Origin of the sequence: Catellatospora paridis (genome assembly GCF_009720365.1) — a bacterium.
Classification (GTDB): domain Bacteria; phylum Actinomycetota; class Actinomycetes; order Mycobacteriales; family Micromonosporaceae; genus Catellatospora; species Catellatospora paridis.
This window is the reverse complement of sequence record NZ_WBZD01000021.1, coordinates 175965-200797: the sequence shown is the minus strand read 5'-3', so window position 1 is coordinate 200797 and position 24833 is coordinate 175965. Positions and strand designations below refer to the sequence as shown.

At 72.4% G+C, this 24833-nt stretch carries 22 protein-coding genes; 12 read left to right on the top strand and 10 right to left on the bottom strand.

Features of this window, described 5'->3' with window-relative positions; genetic code table 11:
* Positions 1–17: 17 nt before the first annotated feature.
* The gene (locus tag F9C41_RS34895; protein WP_155391107.1) at positions 18–542 is read right to left on the bottom strand and encodes a hypothetical protein; all 525 of its coding nucleotides are present in this window, start codon (positions 540–542) and stop codon (positions 18–20) included.
* A gap of 97 nt (positions 543–639) precedes the next feature.
* Complete coding sequence (locus F9C41_RS34890; RefSeq protein WP_155391106.1) at positions 640–1761, bottom strand: AI-2E family transporter; 1122 nt, start codon at positions 1759–1761, stop codon at positions 640–642.
* Between the two features lie 14 nt (positions 1762–1775).
* On the opposite strand from F9C41_RS34890, the gene F9C41_RS34885 reads away from it, so the two are divergent.
* The 4 genes from F9C41_RS34885 (at position 1776) to F9C41_RS34870 (ending at position 8107) form a co-directional block, all read left to right on the top strand.
* A complete protein-coding gene (locus F9C41_RS34885) occupies positions 1776–3191 on the top strand; it encodes an efflux RND transporter periplasmic adaptor subunit (RefSeq protein WP_196280082.1) in 1416 nt (471 codons plus the stop codon).
* The gene (locus F9C41_RS34880; RefSeq protein WP_155391105.1) at positions 3188–3985 is read left to right on the top strand and encodes an ABC transporter ATP-binding protein; all 798 of its coding nucleotides are present in this window, start codon (positions 3188–3190) and stop codon (positions 3983–3985) included. The genes F9C41_RS34885 and F9C41_RS34880 overlap by 4 nt, the downstream gene beginning before the upstream one ends.
* On the top strand, positions 3982–5166 hold the full coding sequence (locus tag F9C41_RS34875; RefSeq protein ID WP_155391104.1) for an ABC transporter permease: 1185 nt from the start codon (positions 3982–3984) through the stop codon (positions 5164–5166). Before F9C41_RS34880 ends, F9C41_RS34875 begins: the two co-directional genes overlap by 4 nt.
* Positions 5167–5236: 70 nt before the next feature.
* Entirely contained in the window at positions 5237–8107 is a 2871-nt protein-coding gene (locus F9C41_RS34870; protein ID WP_155391103.1) for an AfsR/SARP family transcriptional regulator, read from the top strand.
* Between the two features lie 144 nt (positions 8108–8251).
* Here F9C41_RS34870 and F9C41_RS34865 read toward each other — a convergent pair whose 3' ends face one another.
* Positions 8252–8737, bottom strand: a complete 486-nt coding sequence (locus F9C41_RS34865) for an NUDIX hydrolase (RefSeq protein ID WP_155391102.1) — start codon at positions 8735–8737, stop codon at positions 8252–8254.
* A gap of 139 nt (positions 8738–8876) precedes the next feature.
* Between F9C41_RS34865 and F9C41_RS34860 the strand changes: the two genes are divergently transcribed.
* Entirely contained in the window at positions 8877–9290 is a 414-nt protein-coding gene (locus tag F9C41_RS34860; protein ID WP_196280081.1) for a YbjQ family protein, read from the top strand.
* Between the two features lie 76 nt (positions 9291–9366).
* The gene (locus F9C41_RS34855; RefSeq protein WP_196280080.1) at positions 9367–10206 is read left to right on the top strand and encodes a SigB/SigF/SigG family RNA polymerase sigma factor; all 840 of its coding nucleotides are present in this window, start codon (positions 9367–9369) and stop codon (positions 10204–10206) included.
* Positions 10207–10219: 13 nt separating this feature from the next.
* Here the strand turns inward: F9C41_RS34855 and F9C41_RS34850 are convergent, their stop codons facing one another.
* The 3 genes from F9C41_RS34850 to F9C41_RS34840 all read right to left on the bottom strand — a co-directional run bounded on the left by F9C41_RS34850 (position 10220) and on the right by F9C41_RS34840 (position 14951).
* On the bottom strand, positions 10220–12316 hold the full coding sequence (locus tag F9C41_RS34850) for an amylo-alpha-1,6-glucosidase (protein WP_155391099.1): 2097 nt from the start codon (positions 12314–12316) through the stop codon (positions 10220–10222).
* On the bottom strand, positions 12313–13503 hold the full coding sequence (locus F9C41_RS34845) for a glycosyltransferase family 4 protein (RefSeq protein ID WP_230690230.1): 1191 nt from the start codon (positions 13501–13503) through the stop codon (positions 12313–12315). Before F9C41_RS34845 ends, F9C41_RS34850 begins: the two co-directional genes overlap by 4 nt.
* Positions 13504–13601: 98 nt before the next feature.
* Positions 13602–14951 (bottom strand): MFS transporter, encoded by a 1350-nt coding sequence (locus F9C41_RS34840; RefSeq protein ID WP_230690246.1) that lies wholly within the window; start codon positions 14949–14951, stop codon positions 13602–13604.
* A gap of 77 nt (positions 14952–15028) precedes the next feature.
* Here F9C41_RS34840 and F9C41_RS34835 point away from each other — a divergent pair, with 77 nt between their 5' ends.
* The gene (locus F9C41_RS34835; RefSeq protein ID WP_155391097.1) at positions 15029–15994 is read left to right on the top strand and encodes a GlxA family transcriptional regulator; all 966 of its coding nucleotides are present in this window, start codon (positions 15029–15031) and stop codon (positions 15992–15994) included.
* Positions 15995–16112: 118 nt separating this feature from the next.
* Here the strand turns inward: F9C41_RS34835 and F9C41_RS34830 are convergent, their stop codons facing one another.
* A complete protein-coding gene (locus F9C41_RS34830; protein ID WP_230690229.1) occupies positions 16113–17018 on the bottom strand; it encodes a hypothetical protein in 906 nt (301 codons plus the stop codon).
* A gap of 34 nt (positions 17019–17052) precedes the next feature.
* Here F9C41_RS34830 and F9C41_RS34825 point away from each other — a divergent pair, with 34 nt between their 5' ends.
* From F9C41_RS34825 to F9C41_RS34805, 5 genes are all read left to right on the top strand, one after another.
* On the top strand, positions 17053–17259 hold the full coding sequence (locus F9C41_RS34825) for a DUF2277 domain-containing protein (RefSeq protein ID WP_155391096.1): 207 nt from the start codon (positions 17053–17055) through the stop codon (positions 17257–17259).
* Positions 17260–17364: 105 nt separating this feature from the next.
* Entirely contained in the window at positions 17365–18003 is a 639-nt protein-coding gene (locus F9C41_RS34820) for a flavin reductase family protein (protein WP_155391095.1), read from the top strand.
* A gap of 129 nt (positions 18004–18132) precedes the next feature.
* A complete protein-coding gene (locus tag F9C41_RS34815; RefSeq protein ID WP_155391094.1) occupies positions 18133–19302 on the top strand; it encodes a sporulation protein in 1170 nt (389 codons plus the stop codon).
* Positions 19303–19425: 123 nt separating this feature from the next.
* Positions 19426–19782 (top strand): VOC family protein, encoded by a 357-nt coding sequence (locus tag F9C41_RS34810; RefSeq protein ID WP_155391093.1) that lies wholly within the window; start codon positions 19426–19428, stop codon positions 19780–19782.
* A gap of 142 nt (positions 19783–19924) precedes the next feature.
* A complete protein-coding gene (locus F9C41_RS34805) occupies positions 19925–22315 on the top strand; it encodes an ATP-binding cassette domain-containing protein (RefSeq protein ID WP_155391092.1) in 2391 nt (796 codons plus the stop codon).
* Between the two features lie 113 nt (positions 22316–22428).
* Here F9C41_RS34805 and F9C41_RS34800 read toward each other — a convergent pair whose 3' ends face one another.
* The 3 genes from F9C41_RS34800 to F9C41_RS34790 are packed head-to-tail and all read right to left on the bottom strand — an operon-like array spanning position 22429 to position 24804.
* Positions 22429–23979, bottom strand: coding sequence for an MFS transporter (locus tag F9C41_RS34800; RefSeq protein WP_269059017.1), 1551 nt, complete (start codon positions 23977–23979; stop codon positions 22429–22431).
* Positions 23980–24027: 48 nt separating this feature from the next.
* Positions 24028–24168 (bottom strand): hypothetical protein, encoded by a 141-nt coding sequence (locus F9C41_RS34795; RefSeq protein WP_155391091.1) that lies wholly within the window; start codon positions 24166–24168, stop codon positions 24028–24030.
* Between the two features lie 9 nt (positions 24169–24177).
* Positions 24178–24804: a DUF998 domain-containing protein gene (locus F9C41_RS34790; RefSeq protein WP_155391090.1), complete on the bottom strand. Its 627-nt coding sequence runs from the start codon at positions 24802–24804 to the stop codon at positions 24178–24180.
* Positions 24805–24833 lie beyond the last annotated feature (29 nt).

Here is a 24833-nt window from a genome sequence, read left to right as displayed (position 1 = left end):
CAAGAGTTGCGCGAGGGTCAGCAGGAGGCGACGGGGCGGACGTTGGCGACCGTGGTGAGGTGGACCTCCAGGGTCTCGCCCGCGGCGGTGTTGAGCCACATGGCGCCCGCCGGGGCGCCCTCGGCGACCTGGCCGCAGGCCTTGCCGCCGTTGCCGAGGCTGACCTCGACGGACGGCGCCTGCTCGGTGGGCCACCAGGCGGACAGGCCGGCGAACGCCATCAGCGCCACCGAGACGATGGTGGTGCGGATGCCGGAGCGCAGCTGACCGCTCATCTCGGCCGGGTCGGCGGGCGCGGCGGGGTCGCCGGTCGGCCAGGCCACCTTGCCGACCATGACGATCGACCACAGCGCGGTGGCGAACGCGCCGACCGAGCCGCCGGTGGCCAGCCACTGCAGCCAGTCGGGGCCGGGCGCTTCCGCGCCCATCTTCAGCACGCCGCAGAAGCCGATGAAGCCGAGCACGCCGAGTTGTACGCCGTGCCAGCCGCGCGCCGAGTCGATCAGCTTGGCCAGCGGATCGGCACCGTCGACTGTGGACACAGCGGAGGGGAGGTTGCCGTCGGGTTGCATGCCGACAGTCATACCCCATACATGGAAGTGGTGGTGTGTCGGCCTTCCGTCCCCGCCGCCCGCGCCCTCAGATACGGTCCAGGTGCGGCATCGCGATCTTCCGCATGGTCAGCTGCACGCCCGTGACCACCGGGATCGCGATCAGCGCGCCGAGCGCGCCGAGCAGCACCGCGCCGATCAGCGCGGACAGGATCACGGCCAGGTCGGACACGTCGACCGAGCGCCGCAGCACCCGCGGCGCGATGACCCAGTTCTCCAGCTGCTGGTACAGGATGAAGAAGACGACGCAGGCGATGCCGGCCGTCGGCGAGTGCGCGAACCCTGCGATGACCACCACGACCGCGCCCAGCGTCGCGCCGATCTGCGGGATCAGGTCGCACACCGCGACCACCATCGCCAGCGCGAACGCGTACGACACCCCGACGATCAGCAGGAACACGAACGTGCTCACCCCGGCGACGAACGCGATCCCCAGCGAACCGAGCAGGTAAGCGCCGATCTTCTCGAAGATCTCGTCGCCGATCTCGCGGGCGGTGTCCCGGCGCGAGGCCGGGAACAGCTTGTAGAAGCCCTCCTTGAGCCGGGTCCACGCGGCCAGGAAGTAGATGGTGAGGATGAACACGGTGAGCACGTTGAAGATGACGCCGAACACGGCCTGCACGCCGCCCAGCGCCCCGCCGAGGGCCTTGGTGATGTTCTCGTTGGTGGCGGCGTCCTTCAGCCGGTCGATCACGTCGAACCGCTGGTTGAAGTCGGCCACCTGCGGGTTGCGGTTGAGCCCGTCGAGGTAGGCGGGCAGGTTCTCGATCAGTTCACCGGTCTGGGTGACCAGCGGTGGCGCCAGCGCGCCCAGGCCGCCGCACGCGACCAGCACCACGGCCAGCGCGACGATCGTGACCGCGAGGCCGCGCGGCAGCCCGCGCCGCTGCAGCCACGCCACGGCCGGGTGCAGGCCGATCGCCAGGAACAGCGCGGCGAGCATCAGCAGCAGCACCGACAGCGTCTCACGCACCGCCCAGGTGAGCACGATCGCGCTCATCAGACCGAGGCCGCCCAGGAAACCGACGACGAACACGTGCCGGTTTCGGCGGGCCGCCTGCGCGTCCGGCGTGCCCGGGTCCACTTCCGGGCGCCGCTGCGCCGGGGCCGTCTGCTTGGCCTCGTCCTGCGTCGTGTCGTCTGTCGCCATCGCGCACCTCCGCGATGAGACTGCCACATCGGGTGACGTCACGGCAGCGCCCGGATGGCCACGGGTTGACCATCCTGGATAGGCTCGCGCAGGTGCGCACCCCCCTTCGCAGCACCGCACGACCCGCGCTCGCCCTCGGCACGGTGCTCCTGCTGACCTCGCTGACCGCGGCGTCCTGCGAGGACACCGCCGACGTGACCGTGGCCGAGGTCGGCCGGTCCACCGTCAGCGAGGTCGTCGACGCCCCCGCCTCGGTCACCGCCCGCGCCGCCGCGACCGTCACCGCGCCCGCCGAGGGCACCCTGGCCGGTCTCGTCGTCACGCCGGGCCAGCAGGTCGCCAAGGGCCAGCTGCTGGCCGTGATCGACTCCCCCGCCACCCGCACCCGGCTGCGCCAGGCCAAGCAGGCCCTGGACGCGTCGAAGCGCTCCGGCGGCGGCACGGTGCGGGTCGACCTGTCGGCCGCACGGCGCAAGCTCGACGCATCGGCCCGCGAGGCGTTCGACCACGCCCGTGCCGCCGCCGAGCAGGTCGCCGACCCGTCGACCAGGGACGCGCTGCTCGCCCACGTCACCGCCGCCGAGGCCGGCTACCGGCAGGCGTCGGCCGGCGTGGCCGCGGCCGCCGCCGCGGTGCAGCGCGGCGTGGCGTCGCTCGGCTCGGCGATGCAGGCGCTGGGTTCGGCGCAGCGGCTGCAGGCCCAGCAGGCGTACGACCTGGCGAAGGCGAGCGTGGACGCACTGACCCTGCGCGCCCCCATCGCCGGGGTGGTGCAGCTGGGCGGCACCTCGTCCGCCGCGGCCGGCCCGGACCTGAGCAGCCTGCTCGGCGGCCTGGGCACCGGCGCGCCCGCCGGGGTGACGGGTCCGGTCGCGGCGCCCGCCGGGGTCGCCGCGGCCCCGGCCGTGGGGGCTCCGGTCAGCGCCGGCTCCGCGATCGTCACCGTGGTCGACACGAGCGTGCTCGGCATCGTCGCCGACGTCGACGAGACCGACATCCTGCTGGTGCGCACCGGGATCACCGCCGAGGTGGAGCTCGACGCCGCGCCCGGGGTGCGGTATCCGGCCCGGGTCGGCGCGGTCGACGTGCTGCCGACGCCGAACAGCCGCGGCGCGGTGGCCTACCGGGTGCACCTGACGCTGGAGACGCCGTCGGGTGCGCCGACGCCGCGGCCCGGCATGAGCGCGGTGGCGCGGCTGAAGGTGCGCGAGGCCGCCGACGTGACCGCGGTGCCCGCCGCGGCCGTGTTCACCGGCGAAGGCCGCGACAGCGTCTGGGTGCGCGGCGCGGACGGCAAGGCGCAGCGGCGCACGGTCGTGGTCGGCGCGTCCGGGATGGACACCCTGCAGATCACCGACGGGCTGCGCGAGGGCGAGCGGATCGTGGTACGCGGCGTGGACCGCGTCACCGAGGGGGCGACCCTGCCGTGACCTCCGACGCCGCGATCGAGGCGATCGACGTGGCCCGCACGTACGCCCTGGACGGGGTGAGCGTGCCGGCGCTGCGCGGGGTGAGCCTGTCCATCGGGCACGGCGAGCACGTGGCTCTCGTCGGACCGTCGGGCTCGGGCAAGTCCACCCTGATGCACCTGCTCGGCGGCCTGGACCAGCCGACGTCGGGCAGGCTGCGCATCGGCGGGCGCGACGTGGCCGGGCTGACCGCGGCGGAGATGGCGCACCTGCGCAACGCGACCATCGGTTTCGTCTTCCAGTCGTTCCACCTGCTGTCGCGCACCAGCGCGCTGGACAACGTGGCGCTGCCGCTGGTCTACCGCGGGATGGGCGCGCGCGAACGCCGCGAGCGGGCCGCGCAGATGCTGGAACGCGTGGGGCTCGGCCACCGCATCGGGCACCGGCCCAACCAGCTCTCCGGCGGCGAGCAGCAGCGCGTGGCGATCGCGCGGGCACTGGTCACCGAGCCCGTCGTGCTGCTGGCCGACGAACCGACCGGCAACCTCGACCAGGCCACCGGCGCGGCGGTGCTGGAACTGCTGGAGCAGCTCAACACCGCCGAGGGCGTGGCGGTGGTGCTGGTGACGCACGACCGCGAGGTCGCCGCGCGGGCCCGCCGCCAGATCACCATGCGCGACGGTCGCATCGTCGCCGACACCGCCGTCGTCGACCGGACCGCATCGGCCGGCGCACCGGACGCCGCGCGGGCCGACCACGCGGGTCCCGCAGGCGGCCACGGCACGCCCACCGACGCCGGGGAGGACCGGCGATGAGGCTCGCGGAAGCATGGCGGGTGGCTCTGGACGCGCTGCGGGCCAACCGGATGCGCAGCGGACTGACCATGCTCGGCATGGTGATCGGCGTCGGCGCGGTGGTCATCCTGGTGGCGCTGGGCACCGGCACCAAGAACGAGGTGCAGGCCCAGGTCGAAGGGCTCGGCTCGAACCTGCTGCTGGTCGTCCCCGGGCAGGTCAGCCTCAATGCCGCCCCGGCCGTCTCCCGGCTCGACCAGTCCGATCTGGACGCGATCATCCGCATCGCCGGTGACCGCGACCGGGTCGCCGTGTCACTGACCTCCGGCGAGAACGTGCGCGCCGGCAACGAACAGGTGTTCACCAGCCTGCTCGGCGTGCTGGAGACGACCCCGAAGGTGTTCCTGCGCGACGTGCGCAGCGGGGCATACCTGACCCGCACCGACGTGGAGACCGGACGCCGCGTCGCGGTGCTCGGCAGTTCCGTGGCCAGGACCCTCTTCGGCGAACGGGACCCGGTCGGACAGCAGGTCACCATCGCCGGGGTGCGGTTCCGGGTGATCGGGGTGTTCGCCCCGCTGGGGCAGAGCCTGGGCGTGGACCGCGACAACGAGGTGCACATCCCGCTGTCCACGGCGCAGCGATTGCTCGCGACCAAGCGGGTGGACGCGTTCGCGGTCAAGGCGCCCGACGCGCAGACCATCGACCGGCTGGGCCGCGACATCGTCGCCGAGCTGCACCGCCGCCACCCCGACGAGGAGTTCAGCGCCGTCACGCAGGAGCAGATCCTCGGCGTGCTCGGCGACATCCTGGGCGTGCTGACCGCCGTGCTGGCCGCGATCGCGGGCATCTCACTGCTGGTCGGCGGGGTCGGCGTGTCCAACATCATGCTGGTCTCGGTACGCGAACGCACCCGCGAGATCGGGCTGCGCATGGCGCTGGGCGCGCGGCCGCGCGACATCGGGCTGCAGTTCCTGCTGGAGGCGGTGCTGCTGACCACCATCGGCGGCCTGCTCGGCATCGCCTTCGGCGTCGGCGCGTCGCTGGCCACGGCCGCGCTGAGCCCGGTGCCCGCGGCGCTGACCTGGTGGTCGATCGCGCTGGCGTTCGGTGTCAGCTGCGCGGTGGGCATCGTGTTCGGCGTGGTGCCCGCGCAGCGGGCCGGCCGGCTCGACCCGGTCGTGGCGTTGCGTACCGAGTGACGGGAACGTGAGTGAACCGCCGTCAGCGGATCGTAGTCTGTACGCCGGCAAGCGTCCGCGGGGAGGCACGGTGTCAATCTTGTTCCGGCTGCTGGGGCCGGTGGCCCTCGGCCGGGGCGGGAACCCGGGCGGCGTCCCCGTGCCCAAAGTCCGGTGCATGCTGGCGGTGCTGCTGCTCGACGCCGGCCGGGTGGTCAGCCTGGAACGGCTCACCGATGAACTGTGGGGCGACCAACCGCCCCGCTCGGCTGTGGCCAACCTGCGCTCGTACGCCCTCGCGCTGCGCCGCGCCCTGGCCGCCGCGGACATCGACCCCGACCGGCTGGCCACCACACCCGGCGGATACCGGCTGCACGTCGCGCCCGGCGAGTACGACGTGTCGGTCTGGGAGGCGCTGGCCGACGAGGGCACCGCGGCGCTCGCCGAGGGCCGGGTCCACGACGCCGTGACGCGGCTGGGCAAGGCGCTGGCCTGCTGGACCGGTCCGGCACTGGCCGACGTCCCGGTCGGCCCGGCGCTGGCCGCCCGCGCGACCGCGCTCGACGAGCTGCGCACCGCCCGCACCGAGGACCTGTTCGAAGCGAGGCTGCTGGCAGGCGAGGACATCGCGCTGGTCACGCCACTGCGCGAGCACATCGCCGGGCACCCCACCCGCGAACGCGCCTACGGCCAGCTCATGCGGGTGCTGTACACCGGCGGCGACGCCGCCGCCGCACTCGACGTCTACCAGCAGGCCCGGCAGGCGCTCGCCGAACAGCTCGGCCTGGAACCGGGCGACGCGCTGCGCGAGGTCCAGGCCGCGGTGCTGCGCCGCGACCCGGCGCTCGCCCCGAAACCCGCGAACTCCGCCGTGCGGCCCCGCCAGCTGCCGCCGAACCCCGCCGACCTGGTCGGGCGCGAGCGTGAACTCGCCGAGATGAGCGGCGCCACCGCCGGGGTGCGCAACATCCACGGTCCCGGCGGGGTGGGCAAGTCCGCGCTGGCGATCCGGCTCGCCCACACCCTCGCCGAGGACTATCCCGACGGCCAGCTTTATCTCGACCTGCAGGGCTCCAACCCCCGGCTCACCCCGCTGGACCCCGGCGACGTGCTCCACCGGTTCCTGCGGGCGCTCGGCACACCCGACGGCGACACCCCGGCCGACGCCGCCGAGGCGGGCGCGATGTTCCGCACCCGGCTGGCCGGGCGGCGCCTGCTGGTGCTGCTCGACAACGCCGTGGACGCCGCACAGGTGCGCCCGCTGCTGCCCGGCACCCCCGGCTGCCTGGTGCTGGTCACCAGCCGCCGCGCGCTCACCTCGCTGGACTCCGCCGCGCTGCTGCCTCTGGACGTGCTCGACGAGGCCGACGCGCTGCGGCTGCTCGGCAGCCGCGCCGACGCCCGCGCCGCGCAGCAGCTCGCGGCCCTGTGCGGGCGACTGCCGCTGGCGCTGCGCATCGCCGCGGCCCGGCTCGACGCCCGGCCGGACTGGTCAGCGGCGGACCTCGTCGAGCGGCTGGTCGACGAACGCGGCCGGCTCGACGAGCTGCACACCGACGACATGGCCGTACGCTCCTGCTTCCAGGCCAGCTACCGGGCCCTGGACGCGCCGGCCGCGCGCGCGTTCCGGATGGCGGGCCTGGCCCGCGCACCGCACCTGAGCGTCACCGCGATGGCGGCGCTGCTCGGCCAGACGCGCGCCGTCGCCGCCTCCGCGCTGGACCGGCTCGTCGAGGCGCGCCTGGTGGACATGTCGGCGGGCCGCGTCCAGCTGCACGACCTGCTGCGCCTCTACGCGGCCGAGTGCGCGCTGCACGACGATCCGCCGCAGGAGCGGGCCCAGGCGCTGCACCAACTGTTCGTGTACTACGTGGGCACCGCACACCGGGCTCTGCAGCAGGTCGTGGGCATGGTCCGGCCCGTCGACGCCGCGCTGCAGGGCCCAGAGGGCACCGGCCTGGTGCCGATCAGCACGCTGGCGGAGGCGAGCAGCTGGCTCGACGCCGAGCTGGCCGCCGCCGCCGCGGTCGCCACACAGGCCGGCGAGGCGACCCCCGTGGACCGGCGGTATCCGGCGCAGTTGCTGCGCGCAACGAGCCTCTACCTGCTGCGGCGCACGCCCGACGAGGTCGATCGGCTCGCCGCGCTGGCCCTGCGGCTGCACAGTTCCGACGACCCGCACTCGGCGGCCATCGCGCACAACATGCGCGGCCAGGCGTTCTACTTCCGTCGGCGCTACGCCGAGTCGCGGGAGTCGCTGGAGCGGGCGCTGGCGCTCTGGCGGGCGCATGACGACCTCGACGGCATCGCGGCGGTGACGAACAGCCTGGGCATCCTGGCCAGCCGCACGGGCGAGCCGGACCTGGCACTGCGCCACTTCCAGGACAGCCATGACGCGCTCGCCGGCCTCGGCGCGACCAAGCTGCGAGCGCTGGTGCTGCTCAACGCCTGCGAGGTGCTCACCTCCCAGGACCGGGTCGACGAGGCCATCGCCACCGTGCACCGCAGCCTCGAACTGGTCCGCGGCGAGCAGGGGACCGTCCACGCCATGATGGCGGTGGGCGTCCTGGCCCTGCTGCACGCCAAGGCCGGCGACCACCGGCGGGCCCTGAGCTACTGCCGGCGCAGCATCGCGATGGCCGACGAGCAGAGTGACGGCGCGTACTTCGTGGACATGACCCTGGTCCGCTCGGAGATCCACCTGCGCGTCCGGCGCCCCGACCTGGCCCGCTCGGACACGCAGACGGCGCTGCGCCGGGCCCGCGACATCGACGACTACGGTCGGCAGGGCGCGGCGCTGCGACAGATCGCCAAGGTGCAGCAGGCCGCCGGCGACCGCGCGGCGGCGGCGCGCTGCCGGGCCGAGGCGTCCCGGCTGTTCAACCAGTACGGCAAGTCGCAGGAGCAGGCAATCGAGGTCTTCCTCGCCGATGATGGCCCGGCCCTCCCGCACCCTCCGTAGGCAGCTCGCGCTGCCAGCGTGGGATGGCCGGGCCATCACCGCTTCCCCGCGACCGCACCCCCGTCCCGGACGCGGTGAGCACACTCTAGGCAGTAGCGCATACAGCGGTCGATATATTGACCGATCCGCGTATCCGCTCCGCCGTCAGCGCACGTAACTCCAGCTCACCATCTCGCCGTCGCGGTAGGGCATGACGCCGTGGAACGGACGCGGGTCGTCGTCGAAGACCATCGGCAGCCACTCGCGGTCGCTGGCCCACATCGGCACGTCGTACAGGCGCTCGCGGGGCACCCAGCCCAGGGTGCCCTCGTGGTTGCCCTGGTGCGGCTCGCCGTCGAACTCGTCGACCCGGAACACGAACCCGAACCAGTCCTCGCCGCGGCGGCCGAAGCCCGGCCAGGAGACCGTGCCGCGCAGCGACAGCCGCCGGGCGATGAGCCCCGACTCCTCCTGGACCTCGCGTTTCACGCCGGTCAGCACGTCCTCGTCGCGCTCGACCCGCCCGCCCAGGCCGACGTGCTTTCCGAAGTGGATGTCGTCGGGCCGCTTGTCGCGGTGCAGCAGCAGCACGCTGTCCCCGTCGGGGGACAGCACGTAGGCGAGGGTGGCGATGATCGGCGTCAGCGGCATGACGCGATGGTCGCACGCCGTACGGACGATGCCCCGTCTGCCTCATTAACACAAAAAGGTGGTAAATGAGTACCGAATGATTACGTTTTCATTCACGATGGACATACCACTCTTATCGGACGTTCAGGAGGTGGTGTTCATGCGTGATGTCGTCAACCGCGGGGGCGTGCTGGTGGTGACCACCGACCAGCTGCCAGGTCACGTGATCCGGGCCGTGTACGGCGAGGTGCTGGGCCTGTCGGCGCGCACGCTGAGCGCCTACAGCGAGGGCTTCAAGTCGCCCCTGGACGGCACCGGGGTGAGCATGGACGTGCGCATCCACATGCTGACCGAGTGCCGCCTGGAGGCCGTCGACCGCATGGCGCGCGTCGCGTCGCGGATGGGCGCGAACGCCGTGCTGGCCATGCGGTTCGACCACCGCCCGATCACCGAGTCGTGGATCGAGATCTGCGCGTACGGCACCGCGGTGCAGGCGGAGGTGGCGAGGTTGCCGCGCCCTAGAAAGCCGGCAACCCCGGCCACCGAAGCTGACATGTCGCTAAAATCCGCTTAGTGAGTCTGACTGCTGAAGGCCGGTGACCCGATGCCGCGCAGAGCGGCGCGACCGGCATGACCGGCGGATGGCGGCGATGAGCACCCATGCGGACGCGTTGAGGATCGATGCCGTGCTGGGCTCCACGGAGCTCGCCGGTGAGGCGTGGACCGCCGAGCGCGACCGCCGCGTGTCGGTGGCGCTGGCCAGGCTGCACCGCATCCCGGCGGACGACCCCGCACGGGAGCGGGCCCGGGCCGCCGTCATCCGCGCCGGCATGCCGCTGGCCCGGCGGCTGGCCCGGCGGTTCAGCTTCCGCGGCGAGGACCCCGACGACCTGGTCCAGGTCGCGCTGCTGGGGCTGATCAAGTCGGTGGACCGCTACGACAGCAGCCACGGCGTCCGGTTCGAACACTTCGCCGCCCCGACCATGCTCGGCGAGCTGCGCCGGCACTTCCGCGACCGCGGCTGGGCGCTGCGAGTGCACCGCCACCTGCAGGAACTGCACCTGGAGATCAGCCGAGCGGTGCCGCAGCTGTGCCAGTCCCTGCAGCGCACCCCCGACATCGGCGACCTGGCCACGTTCCTGGGCCGGGACGAGAACGACATCCGGGACGGGCTGGAATGCGCGCATGCGTATGCCATCGGCTCGCTCAACAGCGTGGTGCGCAGCGGCAGCGGCTTCGCCGAACTGGGCGAGCTGCTCGGCGAGCAGGACCGGCGGCTGGAGTCGCTGCCCGATCGCCACGCCATCGGACGCGCGGTGGCCGGGCTGTCGCCCCGCGACCGGCACATCCTGGCGCTGCGCTTCGCCGCCGACCTGACCCAGGCCGAGATCGCCCAGCGGCTCGGCCTGTCCCAGATGCACGTGTCCCGCCTGCTCGCCCGCTGCCTGCAGCACCTGCGCCAGACCCTGGCCGCGCAGGGACTGACCTGAGCCGCCGGGAATCTCAGTTGATCACAGTGGAGGGTTCGGGCAGGCCGTGCACCTGGGCATCGGTGCCCGACGCCGCGATCTTCAGCAGCGACCCGGCGAACGGCAGCCGGTCCACCGTCACGGTGCCCCACTCCTGCGGCAGCCGCGGCCGCAGCACCAGTCTGCGCTTGGGCACGTCCAGGTCCAGGCCGAGGAACGCGCGCACGATCAGCAGCGGCGCCCCGCTGGCCCACGCCTGCGGCGAGCACGAGGTCGGATACGGCACCGGCGGGCGGTAGCGGTCCGCCGGGAAGCCGCAGAACAGCTCGGGCAGCCGCCCGCCGAACGACATCGCGGCCCGCAGCAGGCCGTCGGTGAGCCGGTGGGCCAGCTCGACCGCGCCGGGGATGTGGGCGTACCGCATCAGCCCGGCCACGCACAGCGCGGTGTCATGCGGCCACACCGACCCGTTGTGGTAGCTCATCGGGTTGTACGCGCCCATCCGGTCCGACAGCGTGCGCAGCCCGTACCCGCTGTCCATGTCCGGCTCGGACAGCCGCGCGATCAGCTGCGCGGCGTGCTCGTCGGTGACGATGCCGGTCCACAGGCAGTGCCCGGGATTGCTGGACATGGCGTCCATGCGGCGCTTGCGCCCGTCCAGCGCGATCGCGAAATAGCCGTCGTCGGGCAGCCAGAACGCCTCGGCGAACAGCGAGCGCAGCTTGTCGGCCCGCGCCCGGCAGGACTCGGCCAGCGCCGTCTCACCGAACGCGTCGGCCAGGTCCGCGCGGGCCAGCCACGCGGCATAGGCGTACCCCTGCACCTCGGCCAGCGCGACCGGCGGCTCGGCGAGCTGGCCCGCCGCGTCGTTGATCCCGTCCCAGCTGTCCTTCCATCCCTGGTTGAACAGGCCACGGTCGGTGGCGCGCTGGTATTCGATGAACCCGTCGCCGTCCCGGTCGCCGAAGCCGTCCATCCACGCCAGCACCGCGTCGGCGGCCGGCAGCAGCGCCCGCACGTCGGACTCGGCCGCGCCCCACTTCCAGGCCTCGCCGAGCAGCGCCACGAACAGCGGGCTGGCGTCGATCGTGCCGTAGTAGTGCATCCCGCCCAGCGCGGACGTGCTCTGCGGGCCGAGCCGCAGCTCGTGCAGGATGCGCCCCGGCTCCTCCTCGTTGCACGGGTCGACCTGGCGGCCCTGCAGCGCGGCCAGCGTGTACAGCGTGCCGACGGCCAGCGACGGGTCCAGCGGCAGCGCCATCCACGAGGTGAGCAGGCTGTCGCGGCCGAACAGGGTCATGAACCAGGGCGCGCCCGCGGCCACGAAGGTGTGCGCGGAGTCCTCGCCCGCGGCGATGCGCAGCGCGTCGAGGTCGCGCACGCTGCGCCGCAGCACCAGACCCAGCCCCTCGTGCTGGGTCCGGATCGAGGTGACCTGGCGGCGCCACGAGTGCTCCTCGGCCTCCTCAGGCGTCAGGTGCTCGCGGAAGCGCGGCTCGATGCGGCGGCTCTCCACCACCGGATGCACGATGATCTCGGTGCGCCACTCGTCGCGGGCCGGGATGACCACCTGCCAGCTCAGCCCGTTGTGGCTGCTGATGGGCTCGCCGGTGGCGTGCACGAGCAGGCCGCGCGAATTGTCGGGCCGGCTGAACACCAGGTTGACCCCGCTGGCCTGGGCGTGCGTCGCCGAGCCGGCCGCATGGCCCTCCTTGACCGCGAACAGGTCGGCGAAGTCGGCGTCGACGTGCAGTTCCAGGTGCACCAGGGTGGCCTCGCGGCCGACGTTGGTCAGCGTGACGACCTCGCGCATGCCCTCGCCCACCACGCGCTGTCGCACCACCAGCAGCGTGCTGTCGGCGTGCCCCGCCGCCGGCGCGCGCCGCAGCATGAACCGCGACGCGAACGTGTCGGTGTCGGCCACCGACAGCGGCTGCGGAGGCTGCCCGTCGATGCGCAGCTGCCAGCGCGAGATGATCCGGGTGTCCCGGAAGAACAGGCCCTGCGCGCCCCCCGGGTCCATGTCCCCGTTGGGCGCGCAGATGCTGAACGTGGTGCCTTCGACGATGGTGACCTGACCCTGGCCGATCGGCTGCGGGTCGCCTGCGTTGAGCGGTGCGGGATTCGTCACCGCTCACCCGCCGTGGTCAGCCGTCCGGCACGGACCGCCGAGTGCCCGTTGCGGCCCGACGTGCGCGGCCCACGCCGCTCCGCCAGCGCGGTCCGGTACGCCTGCACGTAGCCGACCGCCATGCGCTGGTCGCTGAAGCGCCGCACCACCTGCTCGCGGCACTCCGCCGGGTCCAGTTCCGACGCCGCCCGCAGAGCCGCCGGCAGCTCGGTCGGGTCCTCGCAGATGAAGCCGCTCACGCCGTGCTCCACCACCTCGGGCACCGCACCGCCGCGCAGCGCCACCACGGGCGTGCCGCAGACCATCGCCTCGATCATCACCATGCCGAAAGGTTCCTCCCACTGCACAGGAAACAGCAGACAGCGGGCATTTGCCAGCAACTCACGCTTGAGTGTCGCGTCGGCGATGCCGATCATCTGGTCGTTCGGCCCGAGCAGCGGCTCGACCTGCTCGGCGTAGTACTTCTTCTCCGCCGGTTCGGCACACTTGCCGGCCAGGATCAGCGGCAGCCCCGCCTCGTGCGCCGCGAGCACCGCGGTGTGCGCGCCCTTGTCGGCGTTGAAACGGCCCAGGAACAGCGCGTAGTCCTTCTTCTCCCGCTGGAACGGCCAGTCCTGCGGGCGCAGCCCGTTGTGCACGACCCCGATCCAGTTCAGCTCCGGGGCCAGCGAGCGCTGCCGCTGGCTGATGCCGACCAGGGACAGGTCTCGGTCCAGGGTCTGGTAGTAGCCACGCAGCTCCGAGTCGACCGGACCGTGCACCGTGGCGATCGTGGGCAGGCCCATCGCGTCGTACGCGGGGGCGTTGAGCGGCCCGGCGAAGGTGTGGTCGTGGACCACGTCGACCTCGCCCGCGGCGGCCATGCTCTCCACCACCCGGCGGGTGAGCGTGGCGTAGATGATCTCGGGTCCGGGCTCACCCAGCCGTTCCGGCACGGCCCGTTCCCACACCTGCCAGAACCTTGCTTTCGTGCCATCCCGACCGGCGCCGATCACGGTCACCCGGTGCCCCAGGTCGACCAGCGCGTTGGACAGGTCTGCGAGAACCGCCTCGATCCCCCCGTACGCGGCCGGTGGCACGTCGAAGTAGGGCGGCGCCACCATCGCGATCTTCAACGGGGCGGTGCCGTTGGCAGGCAGGGTGCTCTGCACCCTGGCGAGATGTTCGGGCGTGGGTACACCCTTCACCAGCGTGGTTATCACAGGTGTGTGCATACCCGGAGTAACCGGTTTTCATGCCTGCCCCGACCCAGACAAGATCCAGATCGGGACAGGTCAAACCGCGATCATGCAGCCAAACGCCAGCGCCGCAACACGCCCGGACGGGTGATGGCCAGGGACATCGCGGTCGCAGCCAGTGACAGCAGTCCGGCACCGTAGAACGCCGCGGCGTACGAGCCGCTGCTGTCCCGGACCAGACCGGCGACCAGCGCGATGCCCGCCGCGCCGAACTGGTGCGAGGCGAACACCCAGCCGAACACGATCGCCGCCGAAGCCCCGAAGTGCTGCCGGCACAGCGCGATCGTCGGCGGCACCGTGGCCACCCAGTCCAGCCCGTAGAACAGGATGAAGACCAGCATGCTCGGGTGCGGGTCGGCGGCGAACAGCTCCGGCAGCAGCATCAGCGACAGCCCGCGCAGCGCGTAGTAGACGCCCAGCAGCCAGCGCGGATCGAAGCGGTCGGTGAGCCAGCCCGACGCGATGGTGCCGACGATGTCGAAGACGCCGACCAGCGCCAGCAGGCTCGCCGCGGTGGTGGTCGGCATGCCGTGGTCGTGCGCGGCCGGGATGAAGTGCGTGCCCACCAGGCCGTTGGTGGTCGCACCGCAGATCGCGAACCCGCCCGCCAGCAGCCAGAACGTCCGGGTCTTCGCGGCGTCGCGCAACGCCCCCAGGGCCCGGCGGGCCGCACCCGTGCTCGCCGGCGCCGCGGCCGCAGGTGCGTCCGGGCCGCTGGTGGGGAGTCCGCGGCTGCCCGCCGTCCAGGCGGGCTGCCGGGACGAGTCACTAGCGGAGGCGCCGTACGCGGTGATGCCCAGGTCGGACGGGTCGTCGCGGAGCAGCCAGAGCACCAGCGGCACCACCAGCAGCGCCGACCCGGCCACGGTCAGCGCCGCCACCCGCCAGTCGTAGGCCTGCACCAGGCTCGCCAGCAGCGGCAGGAACACCAGTTGCCCCGCCGCACCACCGGCGGTCAGCACGCCCGTCACCAGGCCCCGGTGCTTGACGAACCAGCGGTTGGTGAACGTGGCCACGAACGCCAGCGCCATCGAGCCGGTGCCAAGGCCCACCAGCACGCCCCACAGCAGCATCAGCTGCCAGCTCGCGGTCATGAACACGGTCAGCCCGCTGCCCGCGGCGACCAGCAGCAGCGCCCCGGCCACCACCCGGCGCATGCCGAAGCGCTCCATCAGCGCCGCGGCGAAGGGCGAGGTCAGCCCGTACAGCACGAGGTTGATCGACACGGCGGCCGAGATGGTGCCGCGCGACCAGCCGAACGCCTGCTCCAGCGGCTCGATGAGCACACCGGGCGTCGCCCGGAACCCGGCCGCTCCCACGATGGACACCAGCGCCACGGCGGCCACCGCCCAGGCGAGATTCTGGCTTCTCGTCCGCTTCACCCTGTTTTCCAGCAACGTCACGTCGTCCATGGTCCGGAATTCATGCACCGACAAACAGTGGCCTGACCGCCACTATGTGAAAGAATTCGGCCATGACCGCTCGCCACCGTGTCGCCGTGCTTGCCCTCGACGGAGTCATGGCACTCGACCTCGGCATCCCGAGCCAGGTGTTCGGCTGCGCCACCGACAGCGCCGGCCACCGGCTCTACGAGATCCGCGTCTGCACCGCCGACGGCGGCCCGATCCGCGCCAGCGCCGGCTTCTCCGTGCAGCCCGACCACAGCCTCGACCTGCTCGACTGGGCCGACACCGTGATCGTGCCCGGCATCCACCGCGAGCGCCTGGCCGCCCCCACCACCGTCGCGGCCGTGGCCGCCCTCCGCACCGCCCACGCCGCCGGCAAACGGATCATGTCCATCTGCACCGGAGCGTACGTGCTGGCCGCCGCCGGTCTGCTCGACGAGCGCCCCGCCGCCACCCACTGGGCCTACGCCGAAGACTTCCGCGGCAGGTTCCCGCAGGTCGCACTCGACGCCGACGTGCTGTTCATCGACGACGGGCAGGTGCTCACCTCGGCCGGGGTCGCCGCCGGGCTCGACCTGTGCCTGCACGTGATCCGCCGCGACCACGGCAGCGAGGTCGCCAACCGGGCCGCCCGCCGCTGCGTCGTGGCCCCCTGGCGCGACGGCGGCCAGTCCCAGTTCATCGAACGCCCGCTGCCCGCCCCCGGCGACGCCTCCACCGCGGCGACCCGCGAATGGGTGCTGACCCGCCTCGGCGAACCCCTCGACCTGGACCAACTGGCCCGCCACGCGCGCATGAGCGTACGCACGTTCACCCGGCGGTTCCGGGAGGAGACCGGGCTGTCACCGGGCCGGTGGCTCACCCGCCAGCGCATCGAGCACGCCCGCCACCTGCTGGAGAGCACCGACCTCGCCATCGACCAGGTCGCCGACCAGGCCGGCTTCGGCACCGCCGTCTCGCTGCGCCAGCACCTGCGCGCCACGGTCGGCACCGCCCCGCTCGCGTACCGCCGCACCTTCCGCACCACCACCTGACCCGGTCCCCTGCACCCGCTCGCTCGGCCCGGCCGCCCCCGCGCTCCGCTTTTCACAGACGTTGGCCTATCCGGCTGAGTTCGATCTACAAATTCTCATCCAGATAGGCCAACGTCTATTACTGAGTGGGGTGCGTCGCGGCCGGGTCGGGCTGGGCGGTGGAGCGTTGGGCCGCGGGGACGAAGTGGCCGTTGCGACCCGCTCGCCACAGGCCCCACAGCGCGAGCAGCGCCGCCACCAGCAGCGGGCCGCCGTCTCGGACCAGCCCGTCCACCCCGAGCAGCAGCCGGCACAGCGGTAGGTGCACCAGCAGTACCAGCAATGTCAGCAGCACCAGCTGCAGCCGGGCCCACCTCTTGCCCTTGACCAGGAAGATGCTCAAGAACAGCGCCACGTAGCTGACCATCAGCGCGAACACGAACCAGCCCACGATCAGCGGCAGCAGGGTGACGTCACCGTCGAGCAGCCGCCCCGCCGCGACCACGCAGGCGACCAGCATCAGCGCGCTGTAACTGAACACAGCCACCCGGGTGGTCAGCACCCAGCCGGGCACCTGCGGACGGCTCGGCATCGGCTTGCGGGTCAGCCCGTCCCGGCTGATCCACCAGCGCAGCTTCGGCCGGCTCAGGAACTCCTGCACGCTCGCCGACCGATACAGCAGCAGCACCACGATCAGGCACAGCACCGCCACCACGCCGAACCCGATGATCCCGGGCACGGCCGGTGCGCCCTGCTTCGGCACGACCAGCCGGGCCAGCGCGAACAGCGTCGTCACCGCCAGGATCAGCCCGAACGGCGCGGCGCCGTGCCGGCCCCGCCACAGGTGGAAGATCAGCACCAGGAACAACAGCGAGCGCAGCAGCGCCCAGGCGGTGCGCACGAACAGCGGGTAGCCGCCGTCGGTGGCGTAGTACCAGTTCAGCCACTCGACCGAAGCCGTGGCCAGGGCGGTCATGGCGAGCAGGACGGCCAGCACGCGTACGGCGGCGGGTCGGCTCTCGGTCATCGGCACGGCAGTGGACACCCGTCAATGATGCCCAGCGAGCACAATGGCAACCATGTGCCGCAGTATCAAGACCCTTCGCCCGCCGTTCCAGGAGATCGTCACCGAGGAGGACGTGCAGGCCGCCGCGCTGCAGTACGTCCGCAAGATCTCCGGTTTCCGCGCCCCGGCCGCGCACAACGCCGAGGCCTTCGACAAGGCGGTGGCCGCGGTCGTCGCCGCGACCGCCGAGCTGCTGTCGACCCTGCAGGTGCGCCGCTGACCTGATGCCGCGTCCGTTCCCCGCCAGCGTGGCGGCCGCCGTCCCGGCAGGCTCGGCATCGGCCCCGGCACCGCGGGGCACGGACGCGACGCAAGGACGGCGGCAGTGCACCAGACCCTCGACCTCAAGGTGCTGTACTTCGGCACCCCCGTAGTGATCATCAGCTCGCGCAACCCGGACGGCACGACCAACCTCGCCCCGATGTCGTCGGCCTGGTGGCTGGGCAGCTCCTGCGTGCTCGGCCTGGGCGACAGCGCGCAGACGGCCGCCAACCTGCGCCGCGAGGGCGAGTGCGTGCTCAACCTGGTGCCGTCGACGCTGGTCGACGCGGTGGACCGGTTGGCGCTGACCACCGGCTCGCCGCAGCCGTCGCCGGGCAAGCTCGCCATGGGCTACCGGCACGTGCCCGACAAGTTCGCGGCCGCTGGGCTGAGCCCGCAGCCGTCGGAGCTGGTCGCGCCGGACCGGGTGGCGCAGTGCCCGATCCAGCTGGAATGCGAGATCAGCGGTGCGTTCCCGATCGGCGACCCGAAGCCGTTCGCCACCGCGTACGTCGCCGAGGTGCGCCGCGCCCACGTCGAGCAGGACCTGATCATCCCCGGCACCCACTACGTCGACCCGGTCGCCTGGGACCCGCTGATCATGAAGTTCTGCGAGTTCTTCGGCGGCGGCGACAACGTGCACCCTTCCCGGCTCGCCGAAGGCTGGCAGATGCCCCACGACCGCCGCCTCACCCCCGCCTGACGGACCGCCCCGCCCCTCCTCCAAGATCGACCGACTTGCCTGGCACCTGTGCGAAAGCGCGGCCAAGATACGCACAGGTGCCAGGCAGGTTCGCAGATCTTGGGGACGGGGCGGCGGCATGATGGAGGCATGGTCCTGCGGCGCATTCTCAGCAGCCTGGGGTTCGGCGGCGTCGACGTCGACACCGTGCTGTCCACCCCGGCGGCCCGACCGGGCGGCGCGTTCTCCGGGCAGGTGCGCCTGCACGCCAAGGGCGATGTGGAGATCACCTCGGTGCAGCTGCTGCTGGTCGCGAACGCCGGCGGCGGCGAGGTCGAGCTGGGCCGCTACCCGGTGGCCGACCGGCTGGCGCTGACCGGGGGCACCGGCCACGCCGTCGGATTCCACCTGGCCACGCCGTACGCGACCCCCGTCACGCTGGTCTACGGCCACCCGATGCCCGGGGTGACCGTCGGGGTGCGCACCGAGGTGACCGTCGCCCAGGGCTCGGCGAAGACCGACTTCGACCCGCTCGGCGTCGAGCCGACCGAGATCGCCCAGTACGTGCTGGACGCGCTCGGCACCATCGGCAGCCGCTTCGCGCGCAGCGAGCTGCGGCCGGGCTCGCCGGTGACCCAGGCGATCACCTTCTACGCCCCGGTCCCGCAGGGTCAGCCGGTCGGCCCGCACATCCCGCAGCTGGTGTTCACCCTTGCCGCGGACCCGCAGGGGCTCACCGTGGCGGCCGGGGTCGCGGGCCGGGCGGGCCCCGGCGACGTGCACCGGGTGAGCGAGGAGCAGTTCCGGGCGCTGGTCGCACAGCCGGTCCAGTGGATCGAGCTGGTCGACGGCTGGGTGCGCCGCGCCCTGGACCGCGTCGCGGCCCTGCCGGACCAGGACCCGGGCTCGTTCATGCGGCCGCCGGTGCAGGCCGGACCGGCCGCGCCGGGACAGCCTCGCCAGCCGTACGCCTACCCGGCACAGGGCGGCGGCGGTTACCGGTACGGCGGCTACCGCGGCACCGGCACGCTGATCGGCGCCGGACTGGGCGGCGCCGCGCTGGGCTTCCTCGGTGGCATGGTCATCGGCGACATGATCCACGACGCGCTCACCCCGGACGTCGCCCCCGACGCGGCGGCAGCCGACGCCCAGGACGCCGGCACCGCGGACGCCCAGGACCCGGGCACCGCCGACACCTACGCCGACCCCGGTTACGCCGGGCAGGGTCAGGGCCCGGAGTCCGGCGGCTACGAAGCGGGCGGTTACGACCCCGGTGGCTACGACTCGGGCGGGTTCGACTCCGGGTTCGGCGACTTCTGACGGCCGGGCGGGAGACCGGCCGGAAACCGGCCGCAGACCGGTCAGGAATGGAGAAGCCCCCGGCCAAGCCGGTCACCTAGAGTGACGGCGACGGACATCACCACCACGACCTGGGAGTGAAACATGACCGACTCTTCGACCGCGGGCATCCTGACCGTGCTGCACCCCGTGTCCGACCTCGACGCGGCGAAAGCCGTGTACACCGCGCTGCTCGGCGTGCAACCGCAGGCCGACTCGGCCTACTACGTCGGCTTCGAGGCCGCCGGCCAGCACATCGGGCTGGTGCCCGGCGGCGGGCCGCAGGGCATGACCTCGCCGGTGGCCTACTGGCACGTGCCGGACATCGAGGCGAAGCTGGCCGAGGTGACCGCCGCGGGCGCCAAGGTCAAGGAGCCCGCGCACGACGTCGGCGGCGGCCGCCTGGTGGCCACCTTCACCGACCCCGACGGCAACGTCCTCGGACTCCTCCAGGACAAGTGAGCGGCGACCGCACGAGTGACCGGCCTGACGCCTCGGCCGGTCACCCAGCGTGTCCGAGGCCACAGGGGTTCCACGCCCCGAAGCCCCGTGGCTACCGTGGTTGCTGCGCCGAACGCCGACCCCGCCGACAGATGGAGACACGATGAGCAAGGCCACGAGGACGGACCAGCAGTCGCCTGAGGTGCACGCCGCCGACAGCCACGACCTGATCCGCGTACACGGCGCGCGCGTGAACAACCTCAAGGACGTCAGCGTCGAGCTCCCCAAGCGCCGGCTCACGGTGTTCACCGGCGTGTCCGGCTCGGGCAAGAGCTCGCTCGTCTTCGGCACGATCGCGGCCGAGTCGCAGCGGATGATCAACGAGACCTACAGCGCCTTCGTGCAGGGCTTCATGCCGACGCTGGCCCGGCCCGACGTCGACGTGCTCGACGGGCTGACCACCGCGATCATCGTCGACCAGGAGCGGATGGGCGCCAACGCCCGCTCCACCGTCGGCACCGCCACCGACGCCAACGCGATGCTGCGCATCCTGTTCAGCCGGCTCGGCAAGCCGCACATCGGCTCGCCGCAGGCGTACTCGTTCAACGTCGCCTCGATCAGCGGCGCGGGCGCGGTCACCATCGAGAAGGGCGGCACCACCACCAAGGAGAAGCGCAGCTTCAGCATCACCGGTGGCATGTGCCCGCGCTGCGAGGGCATGGGCCGGGTGAGCGACTTCGACCTGTCGGCGATGTACGACGACAGCAAGTCGCTCAACGAGGGCGCGCTGACCATCCCCGGCTACAGCATGGAGGGCTGGTTCGGCCGCATCTTCAGCGGCTCCGGCTTCTTCGACATGGACAAGCCCATCCGCAAGTACACCAAGCGGGAACTGCACGACCTGCTCCACAAGGAGCCGACCAAGATCAAGGTCGAGGGCATCAACCTGACGTACGAGGGCCTGATCCCCAAGATCCAGAAGTCGATGCTGGCCAAGGACGTCGAGGCGATGCAGCCGCACATCCGCGCCTTCGTGGAACGGGTCATCACCTTCGGCACCTGCCCCGACTGCGAGGGCACCCGGCTGAGCGCGGCGGCGCGCTCGTCGAAGATCGGCAAGGTCAACATCGCCGACGCCTGCGCGATGCAGATCAGCGACCTGGCCGCCTGGGTCCGCGGCCTGAACGAGCCGTCGGTCGCCCCGCTGCTGGCCAAACTGCAGCACACCCTCGACTCGTTCGTCGAGATCGGGCTCGGCTACCTGTCCCTCGACCGGCCCGCGGGCACGCTGTCGGGCGGCGAGGCCCAGCGCACCAAGATGATCCGCCACCTCGGCTCCTCGCTCACCGACGTCACGTACGTCTTCGACGAGCCCACCATCGGCCTGCACCCCCACGACATCCAGCGGATGAACGGCCTGCTGCTGCGGCTGCGCGACAAGGGCAACACGGTGCTCGTCGTGGAGCACAAGCCCGAGGCGATCGCGATCGCCGACCATGTCGTCGACCTCGGCCCCGGCGCCGGCACGGGCGGCGGCACCGTCTGCTTCGAAGGCACCGTCGAGCAGCTGCGGACCAGCGGCACCCTCACCGGCCGCCACCTCGACGACCGGGCCACCCTCAAGGAGAAGGTGCGCACCGCCACCGGCAGCCTCGCCGTCCGCGGCGCGAAGGCGAACAACCTGCGCGACGTCGACGTCGACATCCCGCTCGGGGTGCTGACCGTCATCACCGGCGTCGCCGGCTCCGGCAAGAGCTCACTCGTGCACGGGTCGATCCCCGACGACGAGGGCGTGATCTCGATCGACCAGGGCGCGATCCGCGGCTCGCGGCGCAGCAACCCGGCGACCTACACCGGGCTGCTCGAGCCGATCCGCAAGGCGTTCGCGAAGGCCAACGGCGTCAAGCCCGCACTGTTCAGCGCCAACTCCGAGGGCGCCTGCCCCACCTGCAACGGCGCCGGCGTCATCTACACCGACCTGGCGATGATGGCCGGCGTGGCCACCGTCTGCGAGGAGTGCGAAGGCAAGCGGTTCATGGCCTCGGTGCTGGAGTACCGCTTCGGCGGGCGCGACATCAGCGAGGTCCTGGCCATGTCGGTGACCGAGGCCGAGGAGTTCTTCGGCTCGGGCGAGGCCCGCACGCCGGCCGCGCACGCCATCCTCGACCGCCTCGCCGACGTCGGCCTCGGCTACCTCAGCCTCGGCCAGCCGCTCACCACGCTGTCCGGCGGCGAGCGGCAGCGGCTCAAGCTGGCCACGCACATGTCCGAGAAGGGCGGCGTCTACGTCCTCGACGAGCCCACCACCGGTCTGCACCTGGCCGACGTGGAGCACCTGCTCGCCCTGCTGGACCGGCTGGTCGACTCCGGCAAGTCGGTCATCGTCATCGAGCACCACCAGGCGGTCATGGCGCACGCCGACTGGATCATCGACCTCGGTCCCGGCGCCGGCCACGACGGCGGACTGGTCGTGTTCGAGGGCACCCCCGCCGACCTCGTCGCCGCCCGCTCCACCCTCACCGGCCAGCACCTCGCGACGTACGTCAACCGCTGACCGGAGCACCCCGGGTCCGCCACCTGTCTCGCGTCGCCCCGACCGGCGAAAGCCATCGGGGCGACGCGGAGCACGGGACGATCCGCGCGGGCGGCTCGGCTGACGAGGGCTGGTCAGGCGTCGAACAGGGTCGGCTGGTCCAACGCCGGTTCCTGGCGCGACCGGTCCACGCCCCCCGCGCGGGCTCCGTCCGGCGGCGAGCCTGTGGCGACACCGGGTGACGCCGGCTCCCGGCCCGCGGCCCGCCGACTCGCGCGTACGTCGATCAGCGCGATGACCAGCGAGATCAGCACGAAACCGATGGTCACCCACAGCCCGTGCCGGAACGCGAGGGCGAAGTCCCCGCCGGTCGCGGCGACCGTGGCGAAGAAGACCGCGCCGACCACGGCGATGCCCACCGCCGCGCCGATGCGCTGGCCTGTCTGCAGCACTCCCCCGGCGCTGCCCGCGCCCACGACCGGCACCTCGGCCAGCGTCAGCGTCTGGTTCGGCGCGATCACCAGCCCGCTGCCGATGCCGGCGATCAGCAGCGGCAGCGCGGTGGCCCAGCCGTCGTGGCGGCCCGGCACCAGCTCGACGGCGATCTCGACACCCACCAGGCCGATCGCGACCAGCCCGAGCCCGATCGCGATCAGGGCGCGGCCGACCCTGGTCACCACCCGGCCGCCGAGGCTCGCCGAGACCGCCGAGCCGAGCGCGAACGGCACCGTCGCGACACCCGCCTGCAGCGCCGTGTAGTGCAGGCCCTGCTGCAGGTAGAGGGTGAAGATGAAGAAGATCGCGGTGAACCCGGCGAAGTAGGCCAGCCCCAGCAGCGCGCCGAGGGCGTACGACCGGCGGCGGAACAACCCCAGGTCGACCATCGGATGCCCGTGGCGCGTGTACCGGCGCTCCCACGCGACGAACCCGCCCAGCACCGCCACCCCGGCCACCAGCAGCAGCCACTTGCCCTGCCCGACCCAGACCTCCTCCTGGATCAGCGGCAGCAGCACCAGCACCACACCCGCGGCCAGCAGCACGACCCCGACCGGGTCGAAGCTCTCCTTGCGCCGCTGGTCGTCGCAGAACTTCGGGATGAAGCGGTACGCCAGTCCGATCGCCAGCGCCCCGACCGGCACGTTGACGTAGAACACCCAGCGCCAGCCCTCGGCCACCCCCGCGGCCTGGATCAGCAGACCGCCGAGCAGCGGGCCGATCGCGGTGGAGATGCCGACGGTCGCACCGAGCAGGCCGAACGCGCGACCCCGCTCCGCGCCCCGGAACAGCTGCTGGATGAGCCCGCTGATCTGCGGGTTGATGATGCCGCCCGCCGCACCCTGCACGATGCGCGCGACCACCAGCCACAACGCGCCCTGGGCCAGCCCGGCCGCGGCACTGGCCAGCGTGAACAGCGCGACCCCGGCCACGAACGCGTTGCGCCGCCCCTTCATGTCACCGAACCGGCCCGCGGGCACCAGCAGCAGACCGAAGGCCAGGGCGTATCCGGAGACCACCCACTGCAGCGCGCTGTCGGAGGCGTGCAGTCCCTCGCGGATCGACGGCAGCGCCACGTTGACGATGCTCACGTCGAGCAGCGCCATGAACCCGCCCACCAGGCACACGCTCAGAGCGCGCCAGCGGCGCGGGTCCGGCGTGTAACCGTCGCCGCTGCCACCCGTATGCACAGCTCAGAGCCTATCGGCGAACTATGCCCGCGAGTCGGTTTTCGCCCGTCACCGACCGGATCGGACCCGGTGGACGACGGACAGGCCCTCCGTCAGGCGGTGCAGCAGCTCGCGCCGCGGGACCGTCGCGTTGATCAGCCGCACCGCTTCCTCGGCGAGGGCCAGGTGCGGGGCATCCGTGGATGCCATTGGGCAAGGTCAGGACACCGCGGTGCGGGTTCTGGCCCGTCGGGCGAGCAGGGTCAGCCAGGTCCAGCCGGTCAGCAGGGACAGGCGCTGCCACAGCCCGGCCGTGTCCACCAGGCCCGGATCCTGCTGGAAACCGACCCCGGACAGGAAGAAGAAGCCGAGGAAGGCCAACCCGGACAGCACCGAGTACGCCGCCCAGCCGCTGCCGGAGCCGGCCGCCAACACGAAGGTCGCCGCGGCGAGACTGAAGAACGCCAGCACGGAGAACAGGTCGTGCAGGATGCCCGCGGTGGTGTGGTCCACGAGCAGGTCCGGGGTGCCCGCCGGGTAGCCGCTGACCGGGTCCGTGACGAACAGGCCCGCACCGACCAGGCCGACCCCCCAGAGCCCGACGAGCACCGCGCCGATCTTCCGGCGTACCCCCGCAAGGCGTACCAGCCCGGCCGCGAACGCGACCGTGAGCAGGCCGCAGACCAGGAACACCGCGGTCTGGGCCCAGCCGTACGGGCCGAGCGCCAGCGAGCTGACCGGATGGCGCAACGCGTCGTAACCACCCGGCTTCACCGCGCCCTGGATCAGGAACGCGACGACGAACAGCGGACCGGCGAGCACGCCGCAGGTGCACAGAGCCTTCATGTCCGTCGATTGTGCTCCGCTCCGTCCAC